This window comes from Vannielia litorea, assembly GCF_900142295.1.
Taxonomy (GTDB): domain Bacteria; phylum Pseudomonadota; class Alphaproteobacteria; order Rhodobacterales; family Rhodobacteraceae; genus Vannielia; species Vannielia litorea.
In genome coordinates, this window is sequence record NZ_FSRL01000001.1 from 844,714 (window position 1) to 869,339 (window position 24,626).

Annotated in this window: 23 protein-coding genes; 9 read left to right on the forward strand and 14 right to left on the reverse strand. The window is 67.7% G+C overall.

Annotated elements, in window-relative coordinates; all coding sequences use genetic code 11:
* Window positions 1–2: 2 nt before the first annotated feature.
* Together BUR94_RS04335 and BUR94_RS04340 are read right to left on the reverse strand one after the other, a co-directional pair.
* Window positions 3–719: an FCD domain-containing protein gene (locus tag BUR94_RS04335; RefSeq protein ID WP_074255013.1), complete on the reverse strand. Its 717-nt coding sequence runs from the start codon at window positions 717–719 to the stop codon at window positions 3–5.
* A gap of 25 nt (window positions 720–744) precedes the next feature.
* Window positions 745–2,361 carry a GMC family oxidoreductase gene (locus tag BUR94_RS04340; RefSeq protein WP_074255014.1) on the reverse strand — a complete coding sequence of 539 codons (1,617 nt, stop codon included), beginning with the start codon at window positions 2,359–2,361 and terminating at the stop codon, window positions 745–747.
* Between the two features lie 143 nt (window positions 2,362–2,504).
* On the opposite strand from BUR94_RS04340, the gene BUR94_RS04345 reads away from it, so the two are divergent.
* Genes BUR94_RS04345 through BUR94_RS04380 form a run of 8 tightly spaced genes read left to right on the forward strand, consistent with a single transcriptional unit; the run spans window position 2,505 to window position 11,431 of the window.
* The gene (locus BUR94_RS04345) at window positions 2,505–3,965 is read left to right on the forward strand and encodes an aldehyde dehydrogenase family protein (RefSeq protein WP_074255015.1); all 1,461 of its coding nucleotides are present in this window, start codon (window positions 2,505–2,507) and stop codon (window positions 3,963–3,965) included.
* A 53-nt stretch (window positions 3,966–4,018) separates the two neighbouring features.
* The gene (locus tag BUR94_RS04350) at window positions 4,019–4,993 is read left to right on the forward strand and encodes an ABC transporter substrate-binding protein (protein ID WP_074255016.1); all 975 of its coding nucleotides are present in this window, start codon (window positions 4,019–4,021) and stop codon (window positions 4,991–4,993) included.
* Between the two features lie 58 nt (window positions 4,994–5,051).
* Entirely contained in the window at window positions 5,052–6,572 is a 1,521-nt protein-coding gene (locus BUR94_RS04355; protein WP_245794374.1) for a sugar ABC transporter ATP-binding protein, read from the forward strand.
* The gene (locus tag BUR94_RS04360) at window positions 6,569–7,540 is read left to right on the forward strand and encodes an ABC transporter permease (RefSeq protein ID WP_084192909.1); all 972 of its coding nucleotides are present in this window, start codon (window positions 6,569–6,571) and stop codon (window positions 7,538–7,540) included. Before BUR94_RS04355 ends, BUR94_RS04360 begins: the two co-directional genes overlap by 4 nt.
* Before the next feature lie 3 nt (window positions 7,541–7,543).
* Window positions 7,544–8,539, forward strand: coding sequence for an ABC transporter permease (locus tag BUR94_RS04365; protein WP_074255017.1), 996 nt, complete (start codon window positions 7,544–7,546; stop codon window positions 8,537–8,539).
* Window positions 8,536–9,636 carry a mandelate racemase/muconate lactonizing enzyme family protein gene (locus BUR94_RS04370; RefSeq protein WP_074255018.1) on the forward strand — a complete coding sequence of 367 codons (1,101 nt, stop codon included), beginning with the start codon at window positions 8,536–8,538 and terminating at the stop codon, window positions 9,634–9,636. The genes BUR94_RS04365 and BUR94_RS04370 overlap by 4 nt, the downstream gene beginning before the upstream one ends.
* Window positions 9,633–10,667 carry a zinc-dependent alcohol dehydrogenase gene (locus tag BUR94_RS04375; RefSeq protein ID WP_084192910.1) on the forward strand — a complete coding sequence of 345 codons (1,035 nt, stop codon included), beginning with the start codon at window positions 9,633–9,635 and terminating at the stop codon, window positions 10,665–10,667. Before BUR94_RS04370 ends, BUR94_RS04375 begins: the two co-directional genes overlap by 4 nt.
* Entirely contained in the window at window positions 10,664–11,431 is a 768-nt protein-coding gene (locus BUR94_RS04380; protein WP_074255019.1) for an SDR family oxidoreductase, read from the forward strand. Before BUR94_RS04375 ends, BUR94_RS04380 begins: the two co-directional genes overlap by 4 nt.
* 71 nt (window positions 11,432–11,502) lie before the next feature.
* Here the strand turns inward: BUR94_RS04380 and BUR94_RS04385 are convergent, their stop codons facing one another.
* The 12 genes from BUR94_RS04385 to BUR94_RS04440 form a co-directional block, all read right to left on the reverse strand.
* Window positions 11,503–12,618 carry a mandelate racemase/muconate lactonizing enzyme family protein gene (locus BUR94_RS04385; RefSeq protein WP_074255020.1) on the reverse strand — a complete coding sequence of 372 codons (1,116 nt, stop codon included), beginning with the start codon at window positions 12,616–12,618 and terminating at the stop codon, window positions 11,503–11,505.
* Between the two features lie 9 nt (window positions 12,619–12,627).
* The gene (locus BUR94_RS04390; protein WP_074255021.1) at window positions 12,628–13,467 is read right to left on the reverse strand and encodes an amidohydrolase family protein; all 840 of its coding nucleotides are present in this window, start codon (window positions 13,465–13,467) and stop codon (window positions 12,628–12,630) included.
* Window position 13,468: 1 nt separating this feature from the next.
* Window positions 13,469–14,407, reverse strand: a complete 939-nt coding sequence (locus tag BUR94_RS04395; RefSeq protein ID WP_074255022.1) for an aldo/keto reductase — start codon at window positions 14,405–14,407, stop codon at window positions 13,469–13,471.
* Window positions 14,404–15,471 carry an ABC transporter ATP-binding protein gene (locus BUR94_RS04400; protein WP_074255023.1) on the reverse strand — a complete coding sequence of 356 codons (1,068 nt, stop codon included), beginning with the start codon at window positions 15,469–15,471 and terminating at the stop codon, window positions 14,404–14,406. Before BUR94_RS04400 ends, BUR94_RS04395 begins: the two co-directional genes overlap by 4 nt.
* A gap of 14 nt (window positions 15,472–15,485) precedes the next feature.
* A complete protein-coding gene (locus tag BUR94_RS04405; protein ID WP_175570422.1) occupies window positions 15,486–16,352 on the reverse strand; it encodes a carbohydrate ABC transporter permease in 867 nt (288 codons plus the stop codon).
* 91 nt (window positions 16,353–16,443) lie between these two features.
* Window positions 16,444–17,691: an ABC transporter substrate-binding protein gene (locus tag BUR94_RS04410; RefSeq protein ID WP_074255025.1), complete on the reverse strand. Its 1,248-nt coding sequence runs from the start codon at window positions 17,689–17,691 to the stop codon at window positions 16,444–16,446.
* Between the two features lie 55 nt (window positions 17,692–17,746).
* Entirely contained in the window at window positions 17,747–18,625 is an 879-nt protein-coding gene (locus BUR94_RS04415; protein WP_074255026.1) for a carbohydrate ABC transporter permease, read from the reverse strand.
* Window positions 18,625–19,725, reverse strand: a complete 1,101-nt coding sequence (locus BUR94_RS04420; protein ID WP_074255027.1) for an enolase C-terminal domain-like protein — start codon at window positions 19,723–19,725, stop codon at window positions 18,625–18,627. The genes BUR94_RS04415 and BUR94_RS04420 overlap by 1 nt, the downstream gene beginning before the upstream one ends.
* An 11-nt stretch (window positions 19,726–19,736) precedes the next feature.
* A complete protein-coding gene (locus tag BUR94_RS04425; RefSeq protein WP_074255028.1) occupies window positions 19,737–21,176 on the reverse strand; it encodes an aldehyde dehydrogenase family protein in 1,440 nt (479 codons plus the stop codon).
* Window positions 21,173–21,979, reverse strand: coding sequence for an HpcH/HpaI aldolase family protein (locus BUR94_RS04430; protein ID WP_084192912.1), 807 nt, complete (start codon window positions 21,977–21,979; stop codon window positions 21,173–21,175). The genes BUR94_RS04425 and BUR94_RS04430 overlap by 4 nt, the downstream gene beginning before the upstream one ends.
* Window positions 21,976–22,257 carry a UxaA family hydrolase gene (locus tag BUR94_RS04435; RefSeq protein WP_074255029.1) on the reverse strand — a complete coding sequence of 94 codons (282 nt, stop codon included), beginning with the start codon at window positions 22,255–22,257 and terminating at the stop codon, window positions 21,976–21,978. The genes BUR94_RS04430 and BUR94_RS04435 overlap by 4 nt, the downstream gene beginning before the upstream one ends.
* Window positions 22,254–23,417: a UxaA family hydrolase gene (locus tag BUR94_RS04440; RefSeq protein ID WP_074255030.1), complete on the reverse strand. Its 1,164-nt coding sequence runs from the start codon at window positions 23,415–23,417 to the stop codon at window positions 22,254–22,256. Before BUR94_RS04440 ends, BUR94_RS04435 begins: the two co-directional genes overlap by 4 nt.
* A gap of 362 nt (window positions 23,418–23,779) precedes the next feature.
* On the opposite strand from BUR94_RS04440, the gene BUR94_RS04445 reads away from it, so the two are divergent.
* Entirely contained in the window at window positions 23,780–24,481 is a 702-nt protein-coding gene (locus tag BUR94_RS04445) for a GntR family transcriptional regulator (protein ID WP_074255031.1), read from the forward strand.
* Window positions 24,482–24,626: the final 145 nt, after the last annotated feature.

Sequence of the window (24,626 nt, forward strand, 5' to 3'; positions counted from 1 at the left end):
GCTCAGAGGTCGTCGCCGAAGGTTTGGCAGACCTGGTCCCAGGCCTCTTCGAGATGGGTCCGCAGGGCGGTTTCGGCGGCGTCGGGGTCGCGCATCAGGATGGCGTCGAAGATCCGCTCATGGGCCTCGAAGTTGGCCCGGTTGCGCTCGGGCAGGCGCGGCATCCGCGACCATTGCGGCGCGAGCCAGGTGACATAGGCCTTGTGCAGCGCCGGCAGCACCGGGTTGCGCGGAATCTCGTAGAGCAGCGCGTGGAAGGCCCGGTCGGTGCGGTAGAACTCCTCGCTGTCGTCGATCGCCACCTGGTTGGCCTCGAGAGCGGCCTTCAGCGCGGCGATGTCGTCCTTGCGGGCCTGTTGCGCCGCCTGTCGGACCAGCGCGCCCTCCACCAGGATGCGGGTGTCGAAGAGGTTCTTCACCCCGCCGGAATTGTTGAGGAGATGGTGCACGACCGATTCCATGGCCGAGATCGCGGCGTCGTAGCCGGGCTTGCGCACGATCGGGCGATGACGCGGGCGCGCTTCGAGCAATCCCTGTTTCGACAGGCTCTGCACCGCTTCGCGCACCACGGTGCGGCTGATGCCGAACTCCTCCATCAGGAGGCGCTCGGGGGGCAGGGGCGTGCCGTCGGAATATTCGCCGGACTGGATCTTCTCGGACAGGCTGCGCACCACGGTATCGGCGGCGCGTCCTGCTCTGCGTTCCCTGGTTTCTGCCATGAAGGTCTCCGTGATCCGTTGGAGGCTACAATATCCCCATCACCAGGTCGGCGCACCTGTCGCCCAGCATCATGGCAGGAGCCTGTGTGTTTCCGGCATTGATGCCTGGCATGGCCGAAAGGTCGCAGACCCGCAGCCCGTTTATCCCGCGCACGCGCATCCGGGGGTCGAGCACCGCCATCGGGTCGCCGTCACGCCCCATCCGGGCGGTGCCGGCGGGGTGGTAGTTGGTTTTCACGAAACGGCGGCAATGGGCGCGCAGGCTCTCGTCGTCGCGCTGGTCGGGGCCGGGCAGCATCACCCGGTCGATCTTGTCGGCCAGGGGCGCCTCGTCGAAGGCGCGGAGAAAATAGCGCTGGCCCGCGATCATCTCGTCCATGTCGGCGGGGTCCTTCAGCAGGTTGGGCGAGACCAGCGGCATGGCGGCCGGATCGGCCGAGGCCAGGCGCACCTCGCCGCGCGAGCGCGGCTTGACGACGACGGTGGTGACGGTGAGCCCGTGGCCGTCTTCCACCAGGTCGCGGGTGTCGCGGTCGACATAGACGATGGGCACGCAGAAGGCCTGGATGGTCGGTTCGGCCTCGGGGTCGGCGGGATTGACGAAGGCCCCGGCCTCGACCCCCGCCGAGGTCACCGGGCCGGAGCCGAAGAGCTTGAATTGCAGGCCGTTGAGCAGCATCCGCCAGCCGTCGCCCTGCTTGTAGTAGCCATAGGGGCCGTTGACCCGCGCGGTGATCGGCACCTCGGGGTGGTCGACAAGGTTCTGCCCGACGCCGGGCAGGTCGGCGAGGCAGGCGATGCCGTGCTCGGCCAGGTGATCGGCGGGGCCGATGCCCGACAGCATCAGGATCTTGGGCGTGATCAGCGACCCGGCGGAGAGGATCACCTCGCCGGAACAGCGCACCTGCCGTTCGCCGCTCTTGTCGCGGTAGGTGACGCCGACGGCGCGGCCGTTCTCGATGTCGATGCGCGTGACCTCGGCCTGCAGGCGCACGGTGAGGTTGGGGTTGTTCTCCTGCGGCGTCACATAGGCATAGGCGGCCGAGGACCGGCGGCCGTTGCGGTTCATGAACTGGTAGAAGCCGACGCCGGTTTGCCGCGCGCCGTTGAAATCGTGGGTATAGGGCAGGCCCAGCCCCTGCACCGCCTGCACGAAGAGCCGCGAGAGGCTGTCGATGTGGCCCGGGTCCGACACCAGCAGAGGCCCCTCGGCGCCGTGGCGGTCGTCCATCAGGCGGTTGTTGCCCTCCATGCGCCGGAAGTGCGGCAGCACCGCCTCCCAGCTCCAGTCGACGGGGTCGTTGCTGCCATGCAGGGCAAGGTTCCAGCCATCGTAATCCGAAGGCCTTCCGCGCATGTAGACCTGCGCGTTCACCGAGGATCCGCCGCCCAGGACATGGCCCTGCGGGATGTCGTGCACCCGACCGTCCAGATGCGGCTGCGGGATGGTCTTGTGATAGCGCATGAAGCGGGTGCCGTTGATCATCTTGAAGATGCCTGGCGGCATGTCGAGCAGGGGGTGACGGTTGGAATGGCCGGCCTCCAGAAGGAGCACCCGGGCACCGCCCTCGGCGGCGAGTCGGCCCGCGGCCACGCAGCCCGCGGCGCCTCCGCCAACGACGATATGGTCAAAGTTTTCCATCGCGGCCCCGATGTTTAGACGTACCAAAATCCAAGTATAGTTAGACCTTTCTGCCAGAACTACGCAATGAGTAAAAAATTTGTTGACGTTGTGACTCGTTGAGCTGATGTTTACGCAAGTTTGGTCAGACCAAAGGAAAGCAGATGGGTTTTGACGCCTCCCTCCCCGTTACCGCGCAGATGCTGATTGGCGGGCAGTGGGTTGCGGGCCGTCCGGGTGCGGTCATCGAGGTGGAGAACCCGGCGGATGAATCCGTGATCGGCACCATCCCCGACGGCACCGCCGAAGACGCGGCCCGCGCCGTCGAGGCGGCGCGCAGGGCGCAGGCCACCTGGGCGGCGCGCCCGGCCATCGAGCGGGGCCGCGCGGTGCGCAGGCTGGCGGCGCTGGTGTCGGAGCGGTCCGAGGAGCTGGCCGGGCTCATCACCCGCGAACAGGGCAAACCGATCGGGCAGGCGCGGGGCGAGGTGGGGGCGGTCATCGGCTTTTTCGAGCAGGCGGCGAGCCATGCCCACAGGATCGAGGGCGACATCGTCACCTCCGACAACCCCGATGAGGAGATCCAGATCAGGCGCCATCCCCATGGCGTCGTGGTCGGGCTGACCGCCTGGAACTACCCGGCGGCGCTGGCGGCGCGCAAGATCGGCCCGGCGCTGGTGGCGGGCAATACCTTCGTGCTGCTGGCGCATGAGATCACGCCGTTCTCGGGCCTCTTCATCGCCGCGCTGGCCGAAGAGGCGGGCATTCCGGCCGGGGTCATCAACGTGGTGACAGGGCGGGGCCCGGTGGTCGGGCAGGCGCTGGTCGAGCATCCCGATACCGGGCTCATCACCATGACCGGCTCCAACCGTGCGGGGCGCGAGATCTTCCGCGCGGCGGCGGAGGGCATGAAGGTGCTGCGGCTGGAGCTGGGCGGCAAGGCGCCCTTCATCGTCATGGAGGACGCCGATATCGACCGGGCGGTCGCCGCGGCGGTCACCGCGCGCTACACCAATTGCGGCCAGATCTGCACCTGCAACGAGCGGATGTACCTGCATCGGGACATCGCCGACCAGTTCCTCGAAAAGTTCGTGGCGGCCTCGCGTGCGCTCCGCATCGGCGACCCGATGGGCGACCCCGACATGGGGCCGAAGGTGAGCGGGCCGGAGGTCGACAAGATCAAGTCCATCGTCGATGCCGCCGTGGCGCAGGGGGCCGAGGTGCTGCTGGAGGGCGGGCCGCTGACCGAAGGCGAATACGCCAAGGGCCATTGGTATGCGCCCACGGTTCTGGAGCTGAAGGACAATGCCTCGCCGGTGATCGCGCAGGAGGTCTTCGGACCCGTCGTTCCGGCGGTGCGGGTGGCGGATTTCGACACGGCCCTGCACCTGGCCAATGACACCGACTACGGGCTTTCTGCCTACGTCTTCACGCAGGACCACCGCCGGCTGATGCAAACGCCCTATCGGCTGAACTTCGGCGAGATCTACGTCAACCGCGCCAACGGCGAGCAATTCCAGGCCTTTCACAACGGCTGGAACCACTCGGGCCTGGGCGGCGAGGACGGCAAATACGGTTTCGACGGGTACCTGCGCAAGCAGACCCTTTACATGAACTGGGGCTGACCCGGTTTGCCGCGGCAAGCACAAGAACGCCGCTTTTTCTGGGAGGATATGACATGAAGAGACGTATGGTTCTGGGCACCGCGCTGACGGCGCTGGTTGCGGTCGGCGCGGGCATTGCCGGCGCCGAAACCCCGCCGCTGGAGCAGAAGGACCGCTACAAGGTCGGCTTTGCGCAGATGGAGAGCAACAACCCCTGGCGCATCGCGGAAACCAAGTCGTTCCACGACACCGCCGAGGCCTGCAACTGGGACCTGATCGCCACCGATGCCGCAGGCTCCGCCGCCAAGCAGGTGGCCGATGTGGACAGCATGATTGCCCAGGGCATCGACGTGTTGTTCCTGCCCCCGCGCGAGGAAAAGCCGCTGATCCCGGCCGTGATGAAGGCGAAGGCCGCCGGCATCCCGACCTTCCTCGTCGACCGCTCGGTCGACCCGAACGTCGCCCAGGCGGGCGAGCATTTCGTGGCCTTCCTCGGCTCGGACTTCATCGACCAGGGCAAGCGCGCGGCGGAATGGCTGATCGAGAACTTCGAAGGCGAGAAGGGCGTGATCGTGGAGCTGGAAGGCACCACCGGCTCGTCGCCCGCAAACGACCGCAAGAAGGGCTTTGACGACCGCATCGCCGAGGACGGCCGCTTCGAGATCGTCGCCAGCCAGACCGGCGATTTTGCCCGCGACCTGGGCCGGCAGGTGATGGAAACGCTGCTGCAGGCGCACCCGGACGTGAACGTGGTCTATGCTCATAACGACGAGATGGCGATCGGCGCGATCCAGGCGCTCGAACTGGCGGGCCGCAAGCCCGGCGAGGACGTGACCATCGTGTCGATCGACGGCACCCGCGACGCGCTCCAGGCGATCATCGACGGCAAGATGGGCGTTACCGTGGAAAGCTCGCCCTTCTTCGGGCCGCTGGCCTGCGAGGTGATGAACAAATACGCCGCCGGTGAAGAGATCCCCGGCTGGGTTCAGGTCCAGGACCGCATCTTCACCATCGAGAACGCCGCCGAGCATATCGACGAAGCCTACTAAGGCCAATTGCTGGCGGGCCCCTGTGATGCGCCCGCCAGCCTTCAGCATCGGATGCACAATGACTGACCTCATCGAGATGATCGGCATCGAGAAGTCCTTTGCCGGGATCCGGGCCTTGCAGACTGCGAGCCTGAGCATCCGGCCGGGCGAGGTGCATGCCATCATCGGGCAGAACGGCGCGGGCAAGTCCACGCTCATCAAGATCCTGACCGGCGTCTACCGGCGCGATGCGGGCGAGGTGCGGATGAACGGCGCGCCGCTGGCGATCAGCACCCCGCGGGAGGCGCAGGATGCAGGCATCGCCACGATCTACCAGGAACTCAGCTTGGTGCCCCTGCGCAGCGTGACCGAGAACGTCGTCATGGGCTATGAGCCGCGCACGCGCCTGGGGCTGATCGACTGGAAGGCCGCCCATGCCCGCACCCGCGAGATCCTGGCCCGCTTCGGCGTGGAGATCGACGTGACGCGCCAGCTGGGCAGCTATTCGACAGCCATTCAGCAGCTGGTGGCCATCGCGCGGGCGGTGTCGCTCGATGCCAGGCTGGTCATAATGGACGAGGCGACCTCGTCGCTCGACGACCAGGAGATCGCAACGCTGTTCTCGGTGGTCAGGAGCCTCAAGGCGGCCGGGGTGGCGGTGATCTACATCTCGCACTTCCTGAACGAACTCTACCAGGTCTGCGATCGGGTCACGATCATGCGCGACGGCCGGTCGGTTGCCACCCATGAGGTTGCCCAGACCACGAAGCTGGGGCTGGTGTCGGAGATGCTGGGCCGCGATGCCGGCGAGATCGAAGCCGCCGGCCTGACCGCGCTGTCGGGCGGGCACGGCGATCCGGGCGAGGTGTTGCTGGAGGCCCGGGGCATGCGCAGCAAGACCGGGTTGCGCGACACTTCCTTCAGCATCCGCAAGCGCGAGATCGTGGGCCTTGGCGGGCTGCTCGGCTCGGGCCGGACAGAGGCGGCGCGGGCGGTCTTCGGCCTCGATCCGCTGGCCGAGGGCGAGGTGCGGCACCACTCCGGCGCCCCCGTCGACACCCCGGCGCAGGCCATCGCGCTCGGCATGGGCTTTCTGACCGAGGACCGAAAGGCCGACGGGATCATCCCGCACATGTCGGTGCGCGAGAACATCACCCTCGCCCTGCTGCCCCGGCTGACCCGCATGGGCATGGTGGACCGCGAGCGCGAGCGCAAGCTCGTGGCGCATTACATCGAGGCGCTGCAGATCAAGACCTCGGGCATGGAGCAGCCGATCCGCGAACTGTCGGGCGGCAACCAGCAGAAGGTGCTGCTGGCCCGCTGGCTGGCGCTGGAGCCCGAGATCCTGATCCTCGACGAGCCCACCCGCGGGGTCGACGTGGGCGCGAAATTCGAGATCCAGTCGATCATCCGCAAGCAGGTGGCCGAGGGGCTGGCGGTGCTGCTCATCAGCTCGGAATTCGAGGAGCTGGTGGAGGGCGCCGACCGCATCGTGGTGTTGCAGGATGGGCGCTCGGTCAGCGAGTTGCAGAACCCCGGCGTGACCGAAGGCGCGCTGATCAACGCCATCGCGCACCACCACGAAAGGAGCGCCGCGTGACCCAGGCCATTGCCACCCTGCGCGGGCGGTTCGACCCGTCGCGCCACGGCGCCTTGCTGGCGCTGGTCGTGATCGTGCTGTTCAACTTCGCGGTGACGCCGAACTTCTTCCAGGCGCAGACGCTCTTCGTCAACATCAGCCAGGTGGCCACCATCGCCATCGTGGCGATGGGCATGACGCTGGTGATCGCGACCGGCGGCATAGATCTGAGCGTCGGCGCGATCATGGCGCTCGCGGGCGCGCTGGCGCCGCTGATCTTCCTGTCGGATTTCGCGGCGGCCAACCCCGCGCTGGGGCTGGCGGCGTCGATCCTCGTGCCGATCCTCGTTGCCCTGTGCTGTGGCGTGTTCAACGGCGTTCTTGTCAGCGTGCTGAACGTGCAGCCGATCGTGGCGACGCTGATCTTCTTCATCTCCGGCCGGGGGTTTGCGCAGGTGCTGACCAACGGCAACCTGCAGACATTCACCAACCCGTCCTTCAGCTACCTCGGCACCGGCAGGGTGCTCGGGCTGCCGTTTCAGGGCTGGCTGGTGCTGCTGATCGCGCTGGTGCTGTTCTGGGTGGTCACCCGGTCGCTCTTCGGGCGGCAAGTGCTGGCGGTGGGCGGCAACGAACGCGCGGCGCGGCTGGCGGGCATCCCCGTGCACCGGGTCAAGATCGGGGCCTATGTGATCTGCGCCGGTCTTTCGGGGCTGGCGGGGCTGATCGTCGTGGCGATCAACTCGGCCTCCGACGCGGCGCGGATCGGCAACCTGATGGAGCTCGACGCCATCGCGGCCGCCGTGGTGGGCGGCACGCTGCTGCAGGGCGGGCGTGCGCCGATCTTCGGCGCGGTGCTCGGCGCGATCATCATCCAGCTGGTGAAATACACCCTGCTGGCCAACGGGATCGCGGACGAGGTCGCGCTGATTGCGAAGGCCGGCATCATCATCGCCGCCGTTTACCTGCAACAGGCGCGCAAGGAGTAGGCCATGCTGGACACGACCGCTTTCGACCTGCGCCGGTACCTTCAGGGCGGGGGCCATTCCTTCGGGGCCTGGGTCGCGCTGGTGGCAGTGATCCTCTTCGGAGTGTTGCGCTACGAGAACTTCGCCGGGGCCTACAACATCTCGTCCTTCCTGAACTACAACGCGATGTTCATCGTGATCTCGGTGGGCATGTGCTTTGTCATCCTGACCGGGGGCATCGACCTTTCGGTGGGGTCGGTTGCGGCCTTCACCTCGGTCCTGGCCGCCTATCTCTCGCCCTACGGGTTACAGGTGGCGCTGCCGGGCGCGGTGCTGGCGGGGCTGGCGATCGGAGGGCTGAACGCGCTTTTCATCGTTGCCATGCGGATCCCGCCCTTCATCGCGACCCTGGCCACCATGCTGGGCGCCAAGGGCGGGGCGCTGGTGATCTCGGGCGCGCAGACGATCTCGATCGACTGGGGGTCGAACTTTACCAAGCTGGGGATGGAAAACGCCTTCGGCCTGCTGCCCTGGACCATCGTCATCACCGCCATCGTGGTCGTGGCGCTGTGGGTCGTGCTGGAGCGCACCTCGCTCGGGCGCACGGTGCTTGCCGTCGGCGGTGGCGAGGATGCCTCGACCATGATGGGGCTCGGCGTGAACCGCGCCAAGGTGTTCGTCTATGCGCTCAGCGGGGCCTGCGGCGGGCTGGCCGGGGTGTTCCTGGCCTCTGGTTTCGGCGCGGGCCAGCCGCTCGAAGGGGTGGGGTGGGAGCTGTCGGCCATTGCCTCGGTCGTGGTCGGCGGAACGCTCCTGACCGGCGGCATGGGGTCGGTCGGGGCGACGGTGGCCGGGGCGTTGCTGCTGGGGCTGGTCTTCAACATCCTCAACTTCGAGAATGGCCGGGGTGTCATCAGCCTCAGCGCCTATTGGCAGATGGTCATCCGGGGCGGGTTCCTGTTTGCCGTGATCCTGCTGCAAAGCCAACTGGCCAGCCGAACCAAGGGAGCCACGCGATGACGAAGATAACCGGGGTCAAGGCACGCCTGTTCAACGTGCCGCTTGCGGAGGTCCTGAGCGATGCCAAGCACGGCGATCACACGCATTTCGAGCTGATCACCGCCACCGTCACGCTGGAGGACGGCAGCGAGGGCACGGGATACAGCTATACCGGCGGGCGCGGGGGCCAGGCGATCACCGCCATGATCACACATGACCTTGCGCCCTTCCTGCTGGGCCGCGATGCCGAGGACGTGGAGGCGCTCTACGAGGCGATGCAGTGGCATGTGCATTACGTCGCGCGTGGCGGCATTGCCTCCTTTGCCATTTCGGCGGTGGATATCGCGCTGTGGGACCTGCGCGGCAGGCGCAGCGGCCAGCCGCTGTGGAAGATGGCGGGCGGCGCGGCGTCGCGCTGCCGGGCCTATGCCGGGGGGATCGACCTGAATTTCCCGTTGCCCAAGCTGCTGGACAGCATTCGTGGCTACCTAGCGCGCGGCTTCAACGGGGTGAAGATCAAGATCGGACAGCCCGAGCTGGCCGAGGACGTGGCCCGGATCAAGGCGGTGCGCGAGCTGATCGGGCCGGACGTGGCCTTCATGGTCGATGCCAACTATGCGATGAGCGTGGAGCAGGCCATCGAGGCCGCCCGCGCCTTCGAGCCCTTCGACCTGACCTGGTTCGAGGAGCCGACGATCCCCGACGATTACAAGGGCTATGGCCGGATTGCCGAGGAAACCGGCATGCCGCTGGCGATGGGGGAGAACCTCCACACGATCCATGAGTTCGAATACGCCTTCGAGGACGCGCGGCTTGCCTTCATCCAGCCCGACGCCAGCAATTGCGGCGGCATCACCGGCTGGCTGCAGGTGGCCGAGTTGAGCCGCAAGCACGGCCTGCCGGTTTGCAGCCACGGGATGCAGGAGCTGCACGTCAGCCTTGTCGCGGCCCAGCCCAACCCCGGCTGGATCGAGGTCCATTCCTTTCCGATCGACGAATACACCCGCCGCCCGCTGGTGGTGGAGGATCACCTGGCCGTGGCGCCGGACACGCCCGGAACAGGCGTGGAATTCGACTGGGACAAACTCAACGCAGCACATGAGGACATGAACCGATGAGCACCATCACCGCCGCCTATTACCGCGGAAACAAGACCTTTGCCGTCGAAGAGGTCAACGCGCAGCCCCCCGCCGCAGGCGAGGTTCAGGTGCGGGTGGCCTATTGCGGCATCTGCGGCACCGACCTGCACGCCTATCACGGCAACATGGACGCCCGCATCGGTTTCGAACGTATTCTCGGCCACGAGATGTCGGGCCGCATCGCGGCGGTGGGCGAGGGCGTCGAAGGCTGGTCCGAAGGCGACGCGGTCGTCGTGCGCCCTCTCGACCCCGGCGCGCCCAACCCGGCGACCGAGGCCGGCTACGCCCATGTCAGCCACAACATGAACTTCATCGGGCTCGACAGCGACGGCGCCTTCCAGCAGCTGTGGAACGTGCCCGCCTTTACCCTGCACGCCCTGCCCGAAGGGCTGCGGCTGGACCATGCGGCCCTGATCGAACCGGCCGCCGTGGCCTGCCATGACGTGCGCCTCTCGGGCCTCGCTCCGGGCGAGGACGTGGTCGTCATCGGCGGCGGGCCGATCGGCGTGCTGGTCGCCATGGTGGCCCGCGACGCGGGCGGCAAGGTCGTCATCTCCGAGGTCAACGAACACCGCCTCAAGATCGCGGGCCAGCTGGGCTTCGACACGATCAACCCGGTGAAGGAGGATCTGCCCGCGCTCATCAACGCCCGGACCGGCAACAAGGGTGCCGACGTTGTCTTCGAGGTATCGGGCACCCAGCCCGGCGTCGACGCCATGACCGCCGTCGCCGCCACCCGCGCCCGGATCGTCATGGTGGCGATCCATGCCAAGAAGCCGTCGGTGGACATGTTCCAGTTCTTCTGGCGCGAGCTGAAGCTGATCGGCGCGCGGCTCTACGAGCCCGAGGACTACGACAAGGCCATCACGCTGGTCGCCTCGGGGGCCATTGACGCGGACACGATGATTACCGACGTCAGCCCGCTGTCCGAGATCCAGGCGGCTTTCGAGAGGCTGGACAACAGCCCGACCGCGCTGAAGAGCCTCATCAAGGTGGGAGAGGTGGCATGAGCGACCTGAGCATGTTCGACCTGACCGGCAAGACCGCCGTGGTGACCGGTGCCAAGCGCGGCATCGGGCGCGGCATGGCCGAGGCGCTGGCGCAGGCGGGGGCCGATATCGTGGGCGTCAGTGCCTCGCTGGCGCCCGGCTCCGAGGTGGAACAGGCGGTGACCGCGCTGGGGCGAAAGTTCACGCCCTACCAGTGCGATTTCTCCGACCGGAAGGCGGTGACCGCATTGGCCGCGCAGTTGCAAAAGGACGGCGTGGCGCCGGATATCCTCGTCAACAACGCGGGCACCATCAAGCGCAAGCCTGCCGCCGAGCACCCGGACGACTGGTGGGATGAGGTGATCGAGGTGAACCTCTCGGCGCAATTCGTGCTCAGCCGCGAGATCGGGCGCGGCATGGTGGAGCGCGGGCGGGGCAAGATCATCTTCACCGCCTCGCTGCTGACCTTCCAGGGCGGCATCACCGTGCCGGGCTATGCGGCCTCGAAAGGCGGCATCGGCCAGTTGACCAAGGCACTGGCCAACGAATGGGCCGGCAAGGGGGTGAACGTGAATGCCATCGCGCCGGGCTACATTGCCACCGACAACACGCAGGCGCTGCAGGACGATCCGGCGCGGTCAAAATCCATCCTCGAGCGCATCCCCGCCGGGCGCTGGGGCAGGCCGCAGGATTTTGCGGGCCCGGTGGTCTTTTTGGCCTCCGCGGCCTCGGACTACGTCAACGGCGAGATCCTCGTCGTGGATGGGGGCTGGATGGGCCGGTAGATCATGGGCGTGCCGGCCCCCTCGGATGCGGGGGGTCGGCGGAAGGGGGAGCAGGGGGCCTTTGAGCGATTTCAGGCGAAGATGCGCTCCAGCGCGTCCACCTCGACCCCGAGCCCCGGAGCCTCGGAGAGCGTGACCCGGCCATCAGTGAGGTCGAGCGGAAAGACGGCATCGCGGAAGGTGTTTTCATTCGCGTCGCACTCCAGGAGCCCGGGCCCGCCCGCCGCCGCGAGCAGGTGGGCAGAGGCCGCCAGCGCGACCCCACCCCCCAGCGAGTGCGGGCAATAGGCCAGCCCTTCCGCCACGACCTGCTGCGCCACGGGCAGACATTCGGTGATGCCGCCCCACTTGGCGACGTCGGGCTGCACCACGTCCAGCCATTTGCCGCCTGTGGCCGCGTCATAGTCCGCCCGGGTCAGAAAGTTCTCGCCTCCGGCCAGCGGCACGGGTGTGGCGGCCTTGAGCGCTTGCCAGGCGGCGGTAGGCGTATCGACGGGCATCGGTTCTTCCATCCACCGGGGGCGATGGTCTGCGATCCAGGCCAGGGCGGCCTGCGCCTGATCCGGTGCCCAGCCCTGGTTGGCGTCGAGCATGAAGCTCTCGCCTGCGCCCATCTCCGCCGCGAGGGCTTCGACATTGGCACGGTCGGTGGCCTCGCCGAAGCCGACCTTGAGCTTGAAGGCCCGGTGCCCCGCTGCCCGAGCGGCGGCGACGGTGCCCAGCACGCCCGTCGGGTTGATGCCGCTGGCATAGGCCGGGATCTGGCGGTTCGTGCCGCCCATCAGCGCATGGAGCGGCAGCCCGGCGCGGCGCGCGGCCATGTCCCAGACCGCGATATCGACACCGGCGATGGCTTGGGCGATCGGCCCCGGTTCGCCGGTTTGCAGCCGCAGGATGCGCAGCGCGGCGGTGAGGGTCGTGTAGCAATCCTGCGGGCTGGCAAAGTCCTTGCCGGTGATCCGGGGGGCGATCTCGGTCTCGACAAGCCTTGCGCGATGCTCGGCGCCGCAGACCGGGAAATTGCACCAGACCTCACCGTACCCCTGCACGCCCGAGGCCTCCGTGACCCGGACAAGCAGGGTGGGCCGGTCGCGCATGAGGCCGAAGGAGGTTTGAACGGGCGTCGAGATCGGGGTTCGCACCAGCCTGGTTTCGACGGCCGTCAGCTGCAGGGGCATCAGGGTCATGGGTGCCTTTCAGTAAAGCCGCAGGGCGTTGCCCCTGTAAATCGCCTTCCGGCCCGCGCTGGGCACCTCGGCGGCCTCCAGGGCCTCGTCGAGCAGGTTACGCCAATGGCCCGGCGTGGCCAGAGCCGTGGCGACGGGCCAGTTGCTGGCGTAGAGCAGGCGATCGCTGCCGAACAACGCCAGCATCGCATCGAGGTGGCGGGTTGTCAGGGCGCGGTCGTGCTCGGGCGTGCCGTCGAGCGGCAGGCCGGACAGTTTGACATGGAGGTTGGGCAAGCCTGCGAGCGGGGCGATGGCGGCACGCCAGCTGTTGAAATGCGCCGGGTCGCCGTCGGGCAGGCCGAAATGCGCAAGAACGACCGGCAGCTCCGGCTGTGCCGCAGCGAGCGCCGCGACCGCGCCGAAGAGCGGCGGCGGTGCCAGCACCTCGACCAGGGCGCCGTGATCGCGCAGGGCACCGCAGGTCTGGAGCGCGGCCGCGCTGCGCAGGTAGCCTTCGGGGTCGGCGTCGAGCAGGGGGGTGAAGCGGAGGCCGCGAAAGGCGGGGTCGCGCGCCTGTTCGGCCAGTTGCCTGCCGCAGTCGGGGTCGCGCAGGTCGACCCAGCCGACGACCGAGCGAAACACCTGGTGCCGGTGGCAGAGATCGAGGCAATGCAGCGCGTGCTTCACGGTGGCGGGGCCGTGGACCAGCACGGCACTTTCTGCACGGGTTTGGGCCAGCACGGGGGCGAGGTCTTCGGGCAGGAAGGCCTTGCCGGTGAGCGCGGGAAACTGCCTTTCGGCGATGAAGGTTTCGCCGCGGCTGCGGTCCCAGATGTGGACATGGGCGTCGATGGCGGTGATGGGCACGTCAGCTCTCTCCGGTGGGGGCGGGGATGCCCAGCTCCGCCAGCGCGGGCCAGAGCGTGGCGGGCAGGGGGGCGGCGAGGTCGGCAAGGTTGGATTGCAGGCCGGCCGGATCGGTCAGCCCCAGCACCAGCCGCGTGACCGCCGGGTGGGCGGCGCTGTAGTGCAGGGCGGCGCGCTTGAGCGGGATGCCCTGCGCCGCGCAAACGGATTGTATCGCGCGGACCCGGGCCCGCGTTGCCTCGTCCGGGGCCTGGTAGTCGAAGCGCGTTGTCGCGTCGTCGGGGCCGGTGGCGAGGATGCCGGAGTTGAAGGGCGCGGCCAGCTCCACCTCGACGCCCCGCGACAGGCAGAGCGGAAACAGCTCGTCCGCCGCCGACTGGTCGAGCAGGGTGAAGCGACCGGCGACCATGAGCACATCGGGCTCCGCCGCGCGCAGCAGGGCCAGATGCGTGGCGGCGACATTGCTGCCGCAGCCGATGGCGCCCACAAGGCCTTGCGACTTCAACTCGGCCAGCGCGGGCAGGGCGCCCTTCAGGGCCGCGCCGATGTGGGTGTCGCAGTCGTGGACGAAGGCGATGTCGAGCCGGTCCACGCCCAGCCGCTCGAGGCTGGCCTCGACGGAGCGCAGGGTGGCGTCGCGGGAGTAGTCGCGCCAGTCGCCGGGGTTGTCCTTGGGGTTGGTGACGGCTGCCGCATAATCGCGGTAGCGCCCGACCTTGGTCGAGAGCGCGTATTCATCTCGCGGAAGGCCCCTCAGAAGCCGCCCCAGGCGCTCCTCCGACAGCCCGCCGCCGTAGAGCGGCGCGGTGTCGAAGCGGCGGATGCCCAGCTCCCAGGCGGCGGCCATCATGCGCTCGGCCTGTGCATCGGGGATCGGGGCGGTGTTGGTTGTGCCCAGCAGGCCGAACCCGAGGCCCACGGGCTTGACGGATGAGCTCATCGGATGCGCTTTCCGCTCTCTGGGTCGAAGAAATAGGCGTGGGTCATGTCGAAGGACAGCTCTTGCGGGCGGCCTTCGGCAAGCTCTGTCCGCCCGCCGGTCTTGCCGATCATGTCGTGGCTGCCGGCGCTGAAATGCACCAGCTTCTCCGTGCCGAGCTGCTCGATCAGGGTAACCGGCAGGGTGATCGGCGCGCCGCCGGGCTGGTCGGATGCGGGGCGGATGTCATCGGGGCGGATGCCGCAGATGACGCGCTCGCCGGGCCGGATGCGCTCGGGGGTGGCGCAGGCGATCTCGCTGTCGCCCAGCTTCAGGCCCGTGGGCGTGACCATGCAATCGACGAGGTTCATCGGCGGGCTGCCCATGAACCCGGCCACGAAGACGGTGTCGGGGTCGTGGAAGATCTCGTCCGGCGTGCCCTGCTGCTCGATCCGCCCGTCGCGCATGATGACGATGCGGTCGGCCAGGGTCATGGCCTCGACCTGGTCGTGGGTGACGTAGATGATGGTGTTCTCCAGCCGCTGGTGCAGGCGCTTGATCTCGGCCCGCATCTGGCCGCGCAGCTTGGCGTCGAGGTTGGACAGCGGCTCGTCGAACAGGAACACCTCCGGGTCGCGCACGATGGCCCGGCCCATGGCAACGCGCTGGCGCTGGCCGCCTGAAAGCGCACCCGGCTTGCGGTCGAGCAGTTGCGTGAGTTCGAGGATCTCGGCCACCTCGCGCACGCGGCGGTCGATCTCCGGCTTGGGCATCTTCGAGAGTTGCAGCGAAAAGGCCATGTTGTTGTAGACCGTCTTGGACGGGTAGAGCGCGTAGTTCTGGAACACCATCGCGATGCCGCGCTCCTTGGGGCGCAGGCCGTTCACCACCCGGTCGCCGATGGCGATCTCGCCGCCCGAGATGGTCTCGAGCCCGGCCACCATGCGCAGGGTGGTGGACTTGCCGCAGCCCGAGGGGCCGACGAGAACGCAGAACTCGCCGGGCTCGATCGAGATGTCGATCCCGTGCAGCGCCTGCTGGGCGCCATACATCTTTACGAGGTTTCGGATTTCAATGCGTGACATGGGGACTCCGGGGCTTACAGACGGCGCGCTTCGTTGCGCAGGTAGAGCAGCGTGAAGGCCGCCGAGATGATGAGGATGGAAACGGCGACGGTGGCCGCCTGGGCAAACTGGAAATCCACGAAGGCGAGGCGGAAGGTGAGCGTGGAGAGCACTTCGGTTGCGCGGCCCGGTCCGCCGCCGGTGGAGAGCCAGACCAGCGGGAAGAGCTGGAAGGTCCAGATCAGGTCGAGCAGGGCGACGCCGTAGATCACCGGTTTCAGCTGCGGCAGGGTGACGTGCCAGAATTTGTGCCAGAAGCCCGCGCCGTCGATCTCGGCGGCCTCGTAGAGCTCGCGCGGGACGGTCTGCAGGCCGGAGAGAAAGCTGACCATGATGAAGGGATAGCCGCGCCAGGTGGAGATCAGCAGCAGCGACCACATGGCGAGGTCGGGATTGCCCAGCCAGTCGAGCGGCTCCGATGTAAGGCCCAGCCATTGCAGGACGTAGTTGACCAGTCCGAAGGGATTGAGCAGCAGTTGCCAGTTCAGCGCCACGACCACGGCGGTGAAGATCCAGGGCAGCACCAGCATGGAGCGAAAGAAGGTGCGGGCGCGCGGGTTGATATCGGCATTGACCAGCAACGCCAGCCCGATGCCGACGACCATGTGTCCGGCCACCGAGCCGATGGTGAAGACCAGGGTGTTGAGCCCCGCGCTCCAGTAGCCGGGATCGGTGAGCAGCGTGGTGTAGTTGTCGAGGCCCACCCAGGTGGGGTTCCGCTCGACGATGACGTTGTCGTAGAGCGAATATTCGACGACCTTGTAGAGCGGCACCGAGAGCAGCGCCCCGAGAATCACCAGCCCCGGCAGCAGGAACAGGTAGGGCGTGCCACGTGTGGTCATCTGGCGAAGCATTGCAGTCACTGGTTCGTCCTCATGGGCAGGGCGGGCCGGGCGCGCGTATGCGCCCGGCCCTGTACGATCACTGGGCGTGTTACTTGGCGAGGTCCAACCAGCGCGCCTGGACGGCGGCTGCGGTCTCTTCGGGCGTCTTGTCGCCGCGCAGCATGGACTGGATTTCCTCGGTCATGACCGACCAGCTGCCGGCCGCCTTGGGCGACTGGCGCATTTCCTCGACGGGTGTGTCGCCTTCGAGGATCTCCATCTGCTTGAGCAGCGTCTCGTCGGCGCCCTCGCGGACCATGTCCAGCGCGGCGAGGTTGCCGGGCAGGGCGTTGGCGGCCTTGGCGGCGCGGGCGTTGACCTCGGGCGAGAGCAGGTAGTCGACGAAGGTCCAGGCGTCTTCCTTGTTGTCGCTGTCGGCGGAGATGCCGATTTCCCAACCGTGGACGCGATAGGCCTTGTCGCCGTTCGAGGGCACACGCACCAGCGTGTAGTCGAGATCCGGGTTGCGGCCGGTGATCGAGCTGGAGTGCACCCCCGGCGAGATCAGGAAACCGGTGCGCCCGGCGATGAACTCCTCGAGATCGACACCGCCGGTGCGCGATGCCGCGCCCGGCGCGATGCCGCCCGCGTCGTTCATGTCCTTGAGGAATTGCAGCGTCTCGACGACCTTGGGATTGTCGAAGTTGGGGGTGGTGCCGTCCATGATCCGCCCGCCATTGGCGTAGAGCAGCGGCAGGAAGGTCAGGATCGGCCCGTTCGAGGGCGGCTGCGAGGAAAACGGCATCCCGATGCCCGAGGTGCCATCCTCCAGCGCCGAGATTGCCTTGGCCTGAGCGGCGAACTCCTCCCAGGTCGCGGGGGGCGCGTCGAAGCCGGCCTTGCGCACCAGGCCCATGTTGACATGCATCACGAAGGGAAAGGCGTTGAGCGGCACCATCCAGCTGTGCCCGTCGATCTGGCCCAGGGGCGCTTCGACCAGGTCCTCCGTCGCAAAGCTGTTGCCCTCGCGGGCCAGGTATTCGTCGAGCGGCTCGAGGATGCCGATATCGAGAAACTCCTTGGTCCAGGGCATGTTGAGGCCGAGCACGTCGGAGCCCACGCCGATGGCGTTGTCGGTCACGATGCTTTCGCGCACCTTGCCGAAGGGCTGGGTCACCAGCTTGACGGTGATGTCGGGGTGCTTGGCCTGGAAGTCGGCGACCAGCTCGTCATAGAAGCCGGTCGAGTCCTCCGCGGCAAACCATTGCAGCCATTCGATCTCGCCGGCCTGTGCGGCCAGCGGGGTCAGCGCCGTCGCGGTGGCGAGCGCCCATGCGGTGAAACGGGTCTTCATCATCGGTAGTCTCCTCCTTGGTGGTCGCGGGGCGCTCTTGCCCCGCGGAATGGGCTCTTCACCCCTTGACGCCGCCCGCGGACAAACCGCCGACGACAAATCTCTGGACGAGCATGAACAGGATCAGCACCGGCAGGGAGCCGATCACCGAGAACGCCATCATCTCGTCCCACTTCAGGCCGAACTCGCCGACCATCATCGAAATCCCCACCGGCACGGTGCGCATGTCCATCGACCGGGTCAGCGCCAGCGCGAAGAGGAACTCGTTCCAGGCCAGCAGAAAGGTGTAGACCGCGGTCGAGATGATCCCCGGCAGCGCCACGGGCAGCAGCACCCGCACCAGCACGCCCAGCGGGGTGCAGCCGTCGATGGTGGCGGCCTCGTCGAAATCGCGCGGGATGGTGTCGAGGTAGCCGTTCATCATCACGATGGAGTAGGGCAGCGCGAAGGTCAGATAGGTCAGGACCAGGCCCCAGAGCGTGTCGTAGAGGCCCAGAAAGACGATCACGCCGAAATAGGGGATGAGCAGCGTGATCGTTGGCACCATCTGGGTGGTGATGACGAAGAGCTTGGCCACCCGGTCGCCGAAGAAGCGATAGCGCGAGAAGCCGAAGGCCGCGAGCGTGCCGATCACCAGCGACAGGAAGGTGACCGCCAGCCCGACGAGGTAGCTGTTGAGCAGGAAGGTGCGGAACTTCGGGTCGGTCAGCACCTTGGCATAGCCGCCCCAGTGGAACTCGTCCGGAAGCAGGCGCGGCGGCAACGAAAAGGTCTCGGTCGTGGGTTTCAGCGAGACCGAGATCATCCAGAGGATCGGAAACACCAGGATGAAGGTCACCACCGTCAGTGCGGCATAGGTCCCTGCCTGCCGCCAGCGACGCCGGCGTTCCTCGTTGACGGCACGGCGCGCGGCCGAGGGGTGGGCGGTATCGGCCATCAGAGCACCTTCAGCGTGGCATTGTCGATGAAGTCCCAATCCAGCGCGATCCCGAGCCCCGGCGCCTGCGGCAGGTGGGCGTGGCCCTCGCGGATGTCGATCGGGTTTTTCAGGCCGATGGCGAAGAGATGCTCGGGCACCAGCACCTCGAAGAACTCGTTGTTGCGTATGGCGGCGGCGCAATGCAGGTTCACCAGCTCCAGCGGGTGATAGATCGCGGTGTGGATCTCGCAGTTGATGCCATGGGCCTCGGCCAGGTGCGCGGTCTTCATCAGCCCGGTGATCCCGCCCGACCAGGAAGCATCGCCGCGCACGATGTCGACCGCGCGGGTGGCCACCAGCTCGGCCACGCCGGCGGGATGGTTCTCGGCCGTCTCGCCGCCGACGATGGGGATGCGCAGCTGGCGCGTGAGTTCACGCATGGAGCCGTGGCATTCGTCGAACATCGGCTCTTCCAGCCAGTAATAGTTCAGCTCTTCCAGCATCTTGCCGAAGTGCAGGTTCTGCTGGAAATTGAAGTTGCTGACAGGGTCCGACATCAGCCGGAAGTCGGGCCCGACCGCCTCGCGGCAGGCGCGGTGGGCCTCGAAGGCCACGTCGATATCCGCCGGCGGGTGCAGCTTGTAGGCGGCCCAGCCCCTGGCCTGAAGCTCCCTGGCCTCCGCGGCATAGGCCTCGGCGGTGGGCAGGGTCAGCGAGGAGCCGTAGATCGGCACCGAGTCGCGCACGGCGCCCAGGTGCTTGTAGAGCGGCAGGCCCGCCTTCTGCGCCTGGGCCAGGTGGCAGGCGATGTCATAGGGCGCATAGGCATAGGCGGGGGTGAAGTTCCAGGCGCGGTTGAAGCGGCGGTAATCGTGCCAGTGCTTCTCGCGGTAGTCCGGGTCGCGCCCGAGGAAGAAGGGGCGCAGAAGTTCCGCCGAGACCGCCCCCATGGCCAGCGCACTGCGGCCGGCAAAGCCGAAGGTCTCGATGCTCATCCCCTCGTCGGTATCGAACCGCATGGCGAGAAACTCGAAGTCGATCGGCTTGCCGTCCTTCAGGCTGTACGCCTGATCGGGCTCGTGGCGGCAGGCGCGGATTTCGATGTTGGTGAACTTCATGGGGAACTCCTTCAGCCGGCCACGTAGACGGCGTGTTCGGTCGTATAGAAATCGAGTGTGGAGGGGCCGACGGACCCGGTGCCGAGGCCCGAGGCCTTGATGCCGACGAAGGGCATGTTGTCATCCGGCGCGGTGCCGTGGTTGACGTGGATCATGCCGGTTTGCAGCTCGGCGGTGGCGCGGTTGGCGAAGTCGAGCCGGTCGGTGAAGATCGCGCTGGTGAGGCCAAAGACGGTGGCATTGGCCAGCCGCAGGGCCTCGTCGTCGCTATGGTAGCGGGTGAGGGTGAGGACCGGGCCGAAGATCTCCTCCGTCGAGGCCGGGTTCTCGGCATCGTCGGTGGCCAGCAGCGTGGGAGCAAAGAACAGGCCCTCGGGCGCGTCGGGCAGGGTCAGACGGGTGCCTCCGGTAAGAACCGTTGCGCCGTCGAGCTCGGCGGCCCGGACAAGCCGGGTGATCTTGTCGAGCTGCGCCTGCGTCGTGATCGGGCCGAGGGTGGTCTGGGGATTGCGCCCCGGTCCCGGTTTCAGCTCGGACAGGCGGCGGGTGAGCCCTTCGGCGGCGGCCTCGTGGTGATCGGCATGGACGATCACCCGGCTGATCGAGGTGCAGCGCTGGCCTGCGCATTGGAAGGCCGCGCCGGTGATCGCGTCGAGCGCGGCATCGAGGTTGGCGACCTTGTCGACGATCACCGCGTTCTTGCCGCCCAGCTCCAGCGAGACAGGCACCAGGTTGGCGCCCGCGACGGCGCCGATCTTGCGGCCGGTGGGGACGGAGCCGGTGAAGGAAATGGCGTCGATCCCGGAGGCCACCAGGCGCGCCGCCACATCGCCTGCGCCATTGACGAGGCAGAGCGCCCCTTCGGGCAGGAGGTCGTGGGCCGCGCGGACAAGGCGCATGGCCGCGGCGGGAGTGTACTCGGAGGGTTTCAGCACCACGGCATTGCCGCTGGCCAGCGCGGGGACCAGCTTGCGCAGGGGCGTCAGCACCGGAAAGTTCCACGGCGTGATCGCCAGCACCACGCCGCGCGGGCGTCGCTGGATCGTGTTGGTCCAGCCCGGCGCTCGGCCCGGCAGTGTCTGGCCGCCATGGGCGCGGGCAAAGCCCAGCATCTGCCGTGCCTCGCGCAGGGCCTTGCCGATCTCGGCCTTGGACTCGGCCAGCGGTTTGCCCTGTTCGTCGGTCATGTCACCGGCAAGCGCATCGGTTTCGCTCTCGATCCGGCCCAGCCATGCGGCCAGCAGGTCGCACCTCTGGTTGGCGGTCTTCGCGGACCAGGCGCCGAACCCCCGGCGTGCCGTGGCGAGGGTGTGCGCCACCTCCGCCGCCGAGGCCGCGCCGTAGCGGCCCACGATTTTGCCAAGCGCCGGGTCGCGGGTTTCGAAGCCTGCGCTCCCGGTCCAGTCGGCTGCGACGGGCAGCACCGGCGGCTCTACTCTCGGGGTGCTCATGCTGTTTCTCCTGCGGCTTTCAACCCTGCGATCACGGCCTGTGCCCCGCCGCGCAGCATCGTCTGGTCGGACCCTGCCGGAACCACCTGCGCGCCGCGCTTCACCAGCCTGTCGACTTCGAGGCCCGGCGCAGGCAGCGCGCCGAAGATCTTGCCGGCGGCCAGCGTGGCCTCCAGCACCCGGTCGAAGGCCTCGCGGAACGGCGGCGCGGTGAACTGGCGGAAGAGGCCCATGGAGGCCGACAGGTCGTTGGGGCCGACAAACACGCCGTCGAGCCGGTCGATGGCGAGGATGTCATCGAGGTTGGCAACCGCCTCGGGCGACTCGATCTGCACCAGCACGGTCAGCGCGGCGTTGGCATGGGCGAAGTAGCTCTCCGCCGCATAGCCCCAGTCGGCGGCCTGGATCGCGCCGACGGCGACGCCGCGCCGGCCTTCGGTGGGAAAGAGCGCGTTGTCGAGGATGTGCCGTGCCATCGCGGCGGTGTCCACCTGCGGCACCAGCAGGCAGTTTGCGCCAAGATCGAGGCAGCGCTTGACGCTGCCGGCATCATGATCGGGCAGGCGCACCATGATGGCGGTGTCGAAGGCGGCCAGCGCCTGGACCTGCGCGGCCAGCCCGTCGAGCCCGCCGCGCCCGTGCTCCAGGTCGATCAACAGGTAATCCAGCCCGGCGCCCGCCATCAGGCAGGCGGCCTCGGGCGAGCCCAGGGTCGACCATGCGCCGGAGACCGGACGGCCCGCGGCCAGTTTCTCCCTGAACATGCGGCCCTTTTCGAGAGTTCGCGGCAATCTGTCGGTCATTGGGTTTCCTTTGGTGTCGCATAGGCGCTGACGAGGTTGTGCGTGTGCACATGGGCGCCTGCCGGGATGTCTTGCGTGGCGCGTCCGATGGGCCAGCCGCCGCGGTGGAGGGTTTCGCCCGCGGCGATGTGCCGGAGGGCGATCTTGTGAAAGGCGGGAATGGTCGCCTGCGCGGTGAAGACGCCCGTGGCGGTTTCGACCTGCGCACCGGGCTGCGCCGCGGCCAGCAGGTAGGCGACCATGTCGTCGGGCCGGACCGTGTGGGCCTTGATGCTCATATGGCGGCCCCGAAGCGGCTGATGGATTCTGCGCCTTCGCCCATGATCTCGCCGAAGGTGAGCTGGCCCGAGGCCGTGGCGGCGATGCGGGCGATCAGATCGGTGGCGATGTCTTCCGGCGGTCGGCCTGCAAGTGCGGCGGAGGCGTCGAAGTCGATCTGGCAGGGCAGGTTGCCCGCCGTGGCCGCGTTGGCGGTGAGCTTCAGGGTCGGCGCCAGGGCGCTGCAATAGCTGTTGCCGAGCCCGGTGGTGAAGAGGATCATCTGCACCCCGGCGGCGACGAAGCCGGTCAGCGATTCCGGCGAATAGCTGGGCGCATCCATGAAGTGCAGGCCCGGTGTGGCGGGTGCTTCGGCATAGCCGAGCACCGAGTGGATGGGCCGTGCGCCGGCTTTCAGCACCGCGCCGCTGGCCTTTTCCTCGATGGTGCTGAGCCCGGCCTTGATATTGGCGGCATTGGGGTTGGTGCCCAGCAAGTCCACCCCGGCGGCACGGGCCATCGCCAGCCTCTCGGCCACCGCCCGCTTCAGCGCGGCGCCCACCTCGGGCGTGGCGGCACGGCGGGCAAGCTCATCTTCGGTGCCCAGCCATTCGATGGTTTCGCCCAGCACCACGCTGCCGCCCGCGTCCACCAGCCAGTCGGCGACGTGACCCAGCAGCGGGTTGGCGGCGAGGCCGGAGGAGGGGTCGGAGAGCCCGCATTCGAAGCCGAGGAACAGGTTGGAGATGGGGCAGGGCCGGGGGCGCTGGGCCGAGAGATCCCGCAGCAGGTGCGCGCCCGCCAGGATGGCGCGATGGCTGAGCAGATGCGCGTCATGGCCGGTGTCATCCAGCCCCAGCGCCGCGAAGGGTCGGCGTGATGCCTCTGCCACCGCGATCATCTGGTTCAGCCGGGTGCGGTCTGCTCCGATCAGGAGCACCGCGCCGGCGTTGGGATGGGTCGCCATGCCCGCCAGCGCGGCGCTGTGAAAATCCGCATCCGCGCCGACCATGCCCATGCCATACATCGTGGTGGCAAAGACTGCGCCGGGCAGGGCCATGGCGACGCGACGGGCGGCGGCATCGGTCAGCCCGGTGCAGTTGAGCACCAGCAGGTGATTGCGAATGCCGGGCCGTCCCTGAGGCCTTGGATAGCCGAGGAAGGTGTCTGCCGAACCCATTGTCAGAAGTCCAGCCGTTGGCCGGGGCCCACGTTCGACCGATTCGGGCACGTCTTGGCGCTTGCGGGCAATGGCAGCGCACTCGGGACCGAAGCAGCCAAGGCGGTGAAACTCCAGCGAAACAAGGTATCCTCCCAGGTCGGACCGGCTATGCTCTTAAAGAAGCGCTTTGCTAAGCTCTCAGTAAGGATTTGACAGAGTCGGCCCCGCAAGTCAATTATCCCCGTACGTTCGCAGAAGGAGCCATCCGGCATGACCGCCCCCCAACGTCATGGCCATCCCGCCAGATCGAAATGCCCCTGGAAGGGCGCGGCCGCGTGGCCTCCTTGCGGACCCCGCCGCCAGCGCCTTGGAGAACGCGCGTGACCGATGACGTGCAAGCGACCCAGGATGCGGAGGCGGCCCAGGCGATCCCGGTTCAGAGATCGGGCGCCTATGAGCGCTTTCTCAAGTGCCTGATGCAGGGGGTCTTCCGTCCGGGGCGGCTGGTGACCCAGAATGACATCTGCGAAGCCACGGGCTCGACCATCACCGCGGTCCGCGAGGCGCTGAAACGGCTCGAGGGCGAGGGGATTGTCGAGTTGATCGCCAAGAAGGGCGTGATCCTGCACGAGATCACCGCGGATGAAGTGCGCGAGATCTACCAGCTGCGCAAACTGATCGAGGTGCCTGCCGTGCGCAGCTACGCGCTGGACCACGATCCTGCGGAGGTCGAAACGCTCCGGCGCAAGACACGCGAGGTCATGGGCGCGCCGATGGACACCCCCGAGCAGCGCCAGGCGCTGGTTCAGCGGCGGACCAAGCTGGATTGGGACCTGCACCAGACCTTTCTGAGCGCCCTGCGCAGTACCCTGATCGATGACATCTTCCGCAATCTGGAAACCCGGCAGATGCTGGTGCGCCTGCAACTCCCGCCGCGCTACCTCAGCCACGGCGAAGCCTTTGCCGAGCACCTCGAAATCCTCGATGCCATCGACGAGCAACTGCCGGAAAAGGCTGCAGAACTGCTGGAGCGCCATCTCGATACCGCGCAGCAACGCTTCCTCGACGCAATCGAGTACTGAAGGCGGCGGCGGGCCTGTCCGGCCGGGTCGCGCGGGGCTTTGGGGGCCCGCATCCCTGGGGCACCCCCGGGGCCTCCATGTCAGGCCGCAGGCGTGCGGGCCCATCGTGACGATCAAGGGGAGGTGGGGCGGCGGAGGCAAGAGC

What these genes read in the sequence shown, in the direction of transcription:
- BUR94_RS04350 (WP_074255016.1), top strand. Translation starts at nt 4,019, where the DNA reads ATGAAGAGACGTATGGTTCTGGGCACCGCGCTGACGGCGCTGGTTGCG.
- BUR94_RS04355 (WP_245794374.1), top strand. Translation starts at nt 5,052, where the DNA reads ATGACTGACCTCATCGAGATGATCGGCATCGAGAAGTCCTTTGCCGGG.
- BUR94_RS04365 (WP_074255017.1), top strand. Translation starts at nt 7,544, where the DNA reads ATGCTGGACACGACCGCTTTCGACCTGCGCCGGTACCTTCAGGGCGGG.
- BUR94_RS04425 (WP_074255028.1), bottom strand. Translation starts at nt 21,176, where the DNA reads ATGAGCACCCCGAGAGTAGAGCCGCCGGTGCTGCCCGTCGCAGCCGAC.
- BUR94_RS04415 (WP_074255026.1), bottom strand. Translation starts at nt 18,625, where the DNA reads ATGGCCGATACCGCCCACCCCTCGGCCGCGCGCCGTGCCGTCAACGAG.
- BUR94_RS04410 (WP_074255025.1), bottom strand. Translation starts at nt 17,691, where the DNA reads ATGATGAAGACCCGTTTCACCGCATGGGCGCTCGCCACCGCGACGGCG.
- BUR94_RS04335 (WP_074255013.1), bottom strand. Translation starts at nt 719, where the DNA reads ATGGCAGAAACCAGGGAACGCAGAGCAGGACGCGCCGCCGATACCGTG.
- BUR94_RS04440 (WP_074255030.1), bottom strand. Translation starts at nt 23,417, where the DNA reads ATGGGTTCGGCAGACACCTTCCTCGGCTATCCAAGGCCTCAGGGACGG.
- BUR94_RS04370 (WP_074255018.1), top strand. Translation starts at nt 8,536, where the DNA reads ATGACGAAGATAACCGGGGTCAAGGCACGCCTGTTCAACGTGCCGCTT.
- BUR94_RS04375 (WP_084192910.1), top strand. Translation starts at nt 9,633, where the DNA reads ATGAGCACCATCACCGCCGCCTATTACCGCGGAAACAAGACCTTTGCC.
- BUR94_RS04405 (WP_175570422.1), bottom strand. Translation starts at nt 16,352, where the DNA reads ATGACCACACGTGGCACGCCCTACCTGTTCCTGCTGCCGGGGCTGGTG.
- BUR94_RS04340 (WP_074255014.1), bottom strand. Translation starts at nt 2,361, where the DNA reads ATGGAAAACTTTGACCATATCGTCGTTGGCGGAGGCGCCGCGGGCTGC.
- BUR94_RS04430 (WP_084192912.1), bottom strand. Translation starts at nt 21,979, where the DNA reads ATGACCGACAGATTGCCGCGAACTCTCGAAAAGGGCCGCATGTTCAGG.
- BUR94_RS04385 (WP_074255020.1), bottom strand. Translation starts at nt 12,618, where the DNA reads ATGACCCTGATGCCCCTGCAGCTGACGGCCGTCGAAACCAGGCTGGTG.
- BUR94_RS04380 (WP_074255019.1), top strand. Translation starts at nt 10,664, where the DNA reads ATGAGCGACCTGAGCATGTTCGACCTGACCGGCAAGACCGCCGTGGTG.
- BUR94_RS04345 (WP_074255015.1), top strand. Translation starts at nt 2,505, where the DNA reads ATGGGTTTTGACGCCTCCCTCCCCGTTACCGCGCAGATGCTGATTGGC.
- BUR94_RS04395 (WP_074255022.1), bottom strand. Translation starts at nt 14,407, where the DNA reads ATGAGCTCATCCGTCAAGCCCGTGGGCCTCGGGTTCGGCCTGCTGGGC.
- BUR94_RS04420 (WP_074255027.1), bottom strand. Translation starts at nt 19,725, where the DNA reads ATGAAGTTCACCAACATCGAAATCCGCGCCTGCCGCCACGAGCCCGAT.
- BUR94_RS04400 (WP_074255023.1), bottom strand. Translation starts at nt 15,471, where the DNA reads ATGTCACGCATTGAAATCCGAAACCTCGTAAAGATGTATGGCGCCCAG.
- BUR94_RS04435 (WP_074255029.1), bottom strand. Translation starts at nt 22,257, where the DNA reads ATGAGCATCAAGGCCCACACGGTCCGGCCCGACGACATGGTCGCCTAC.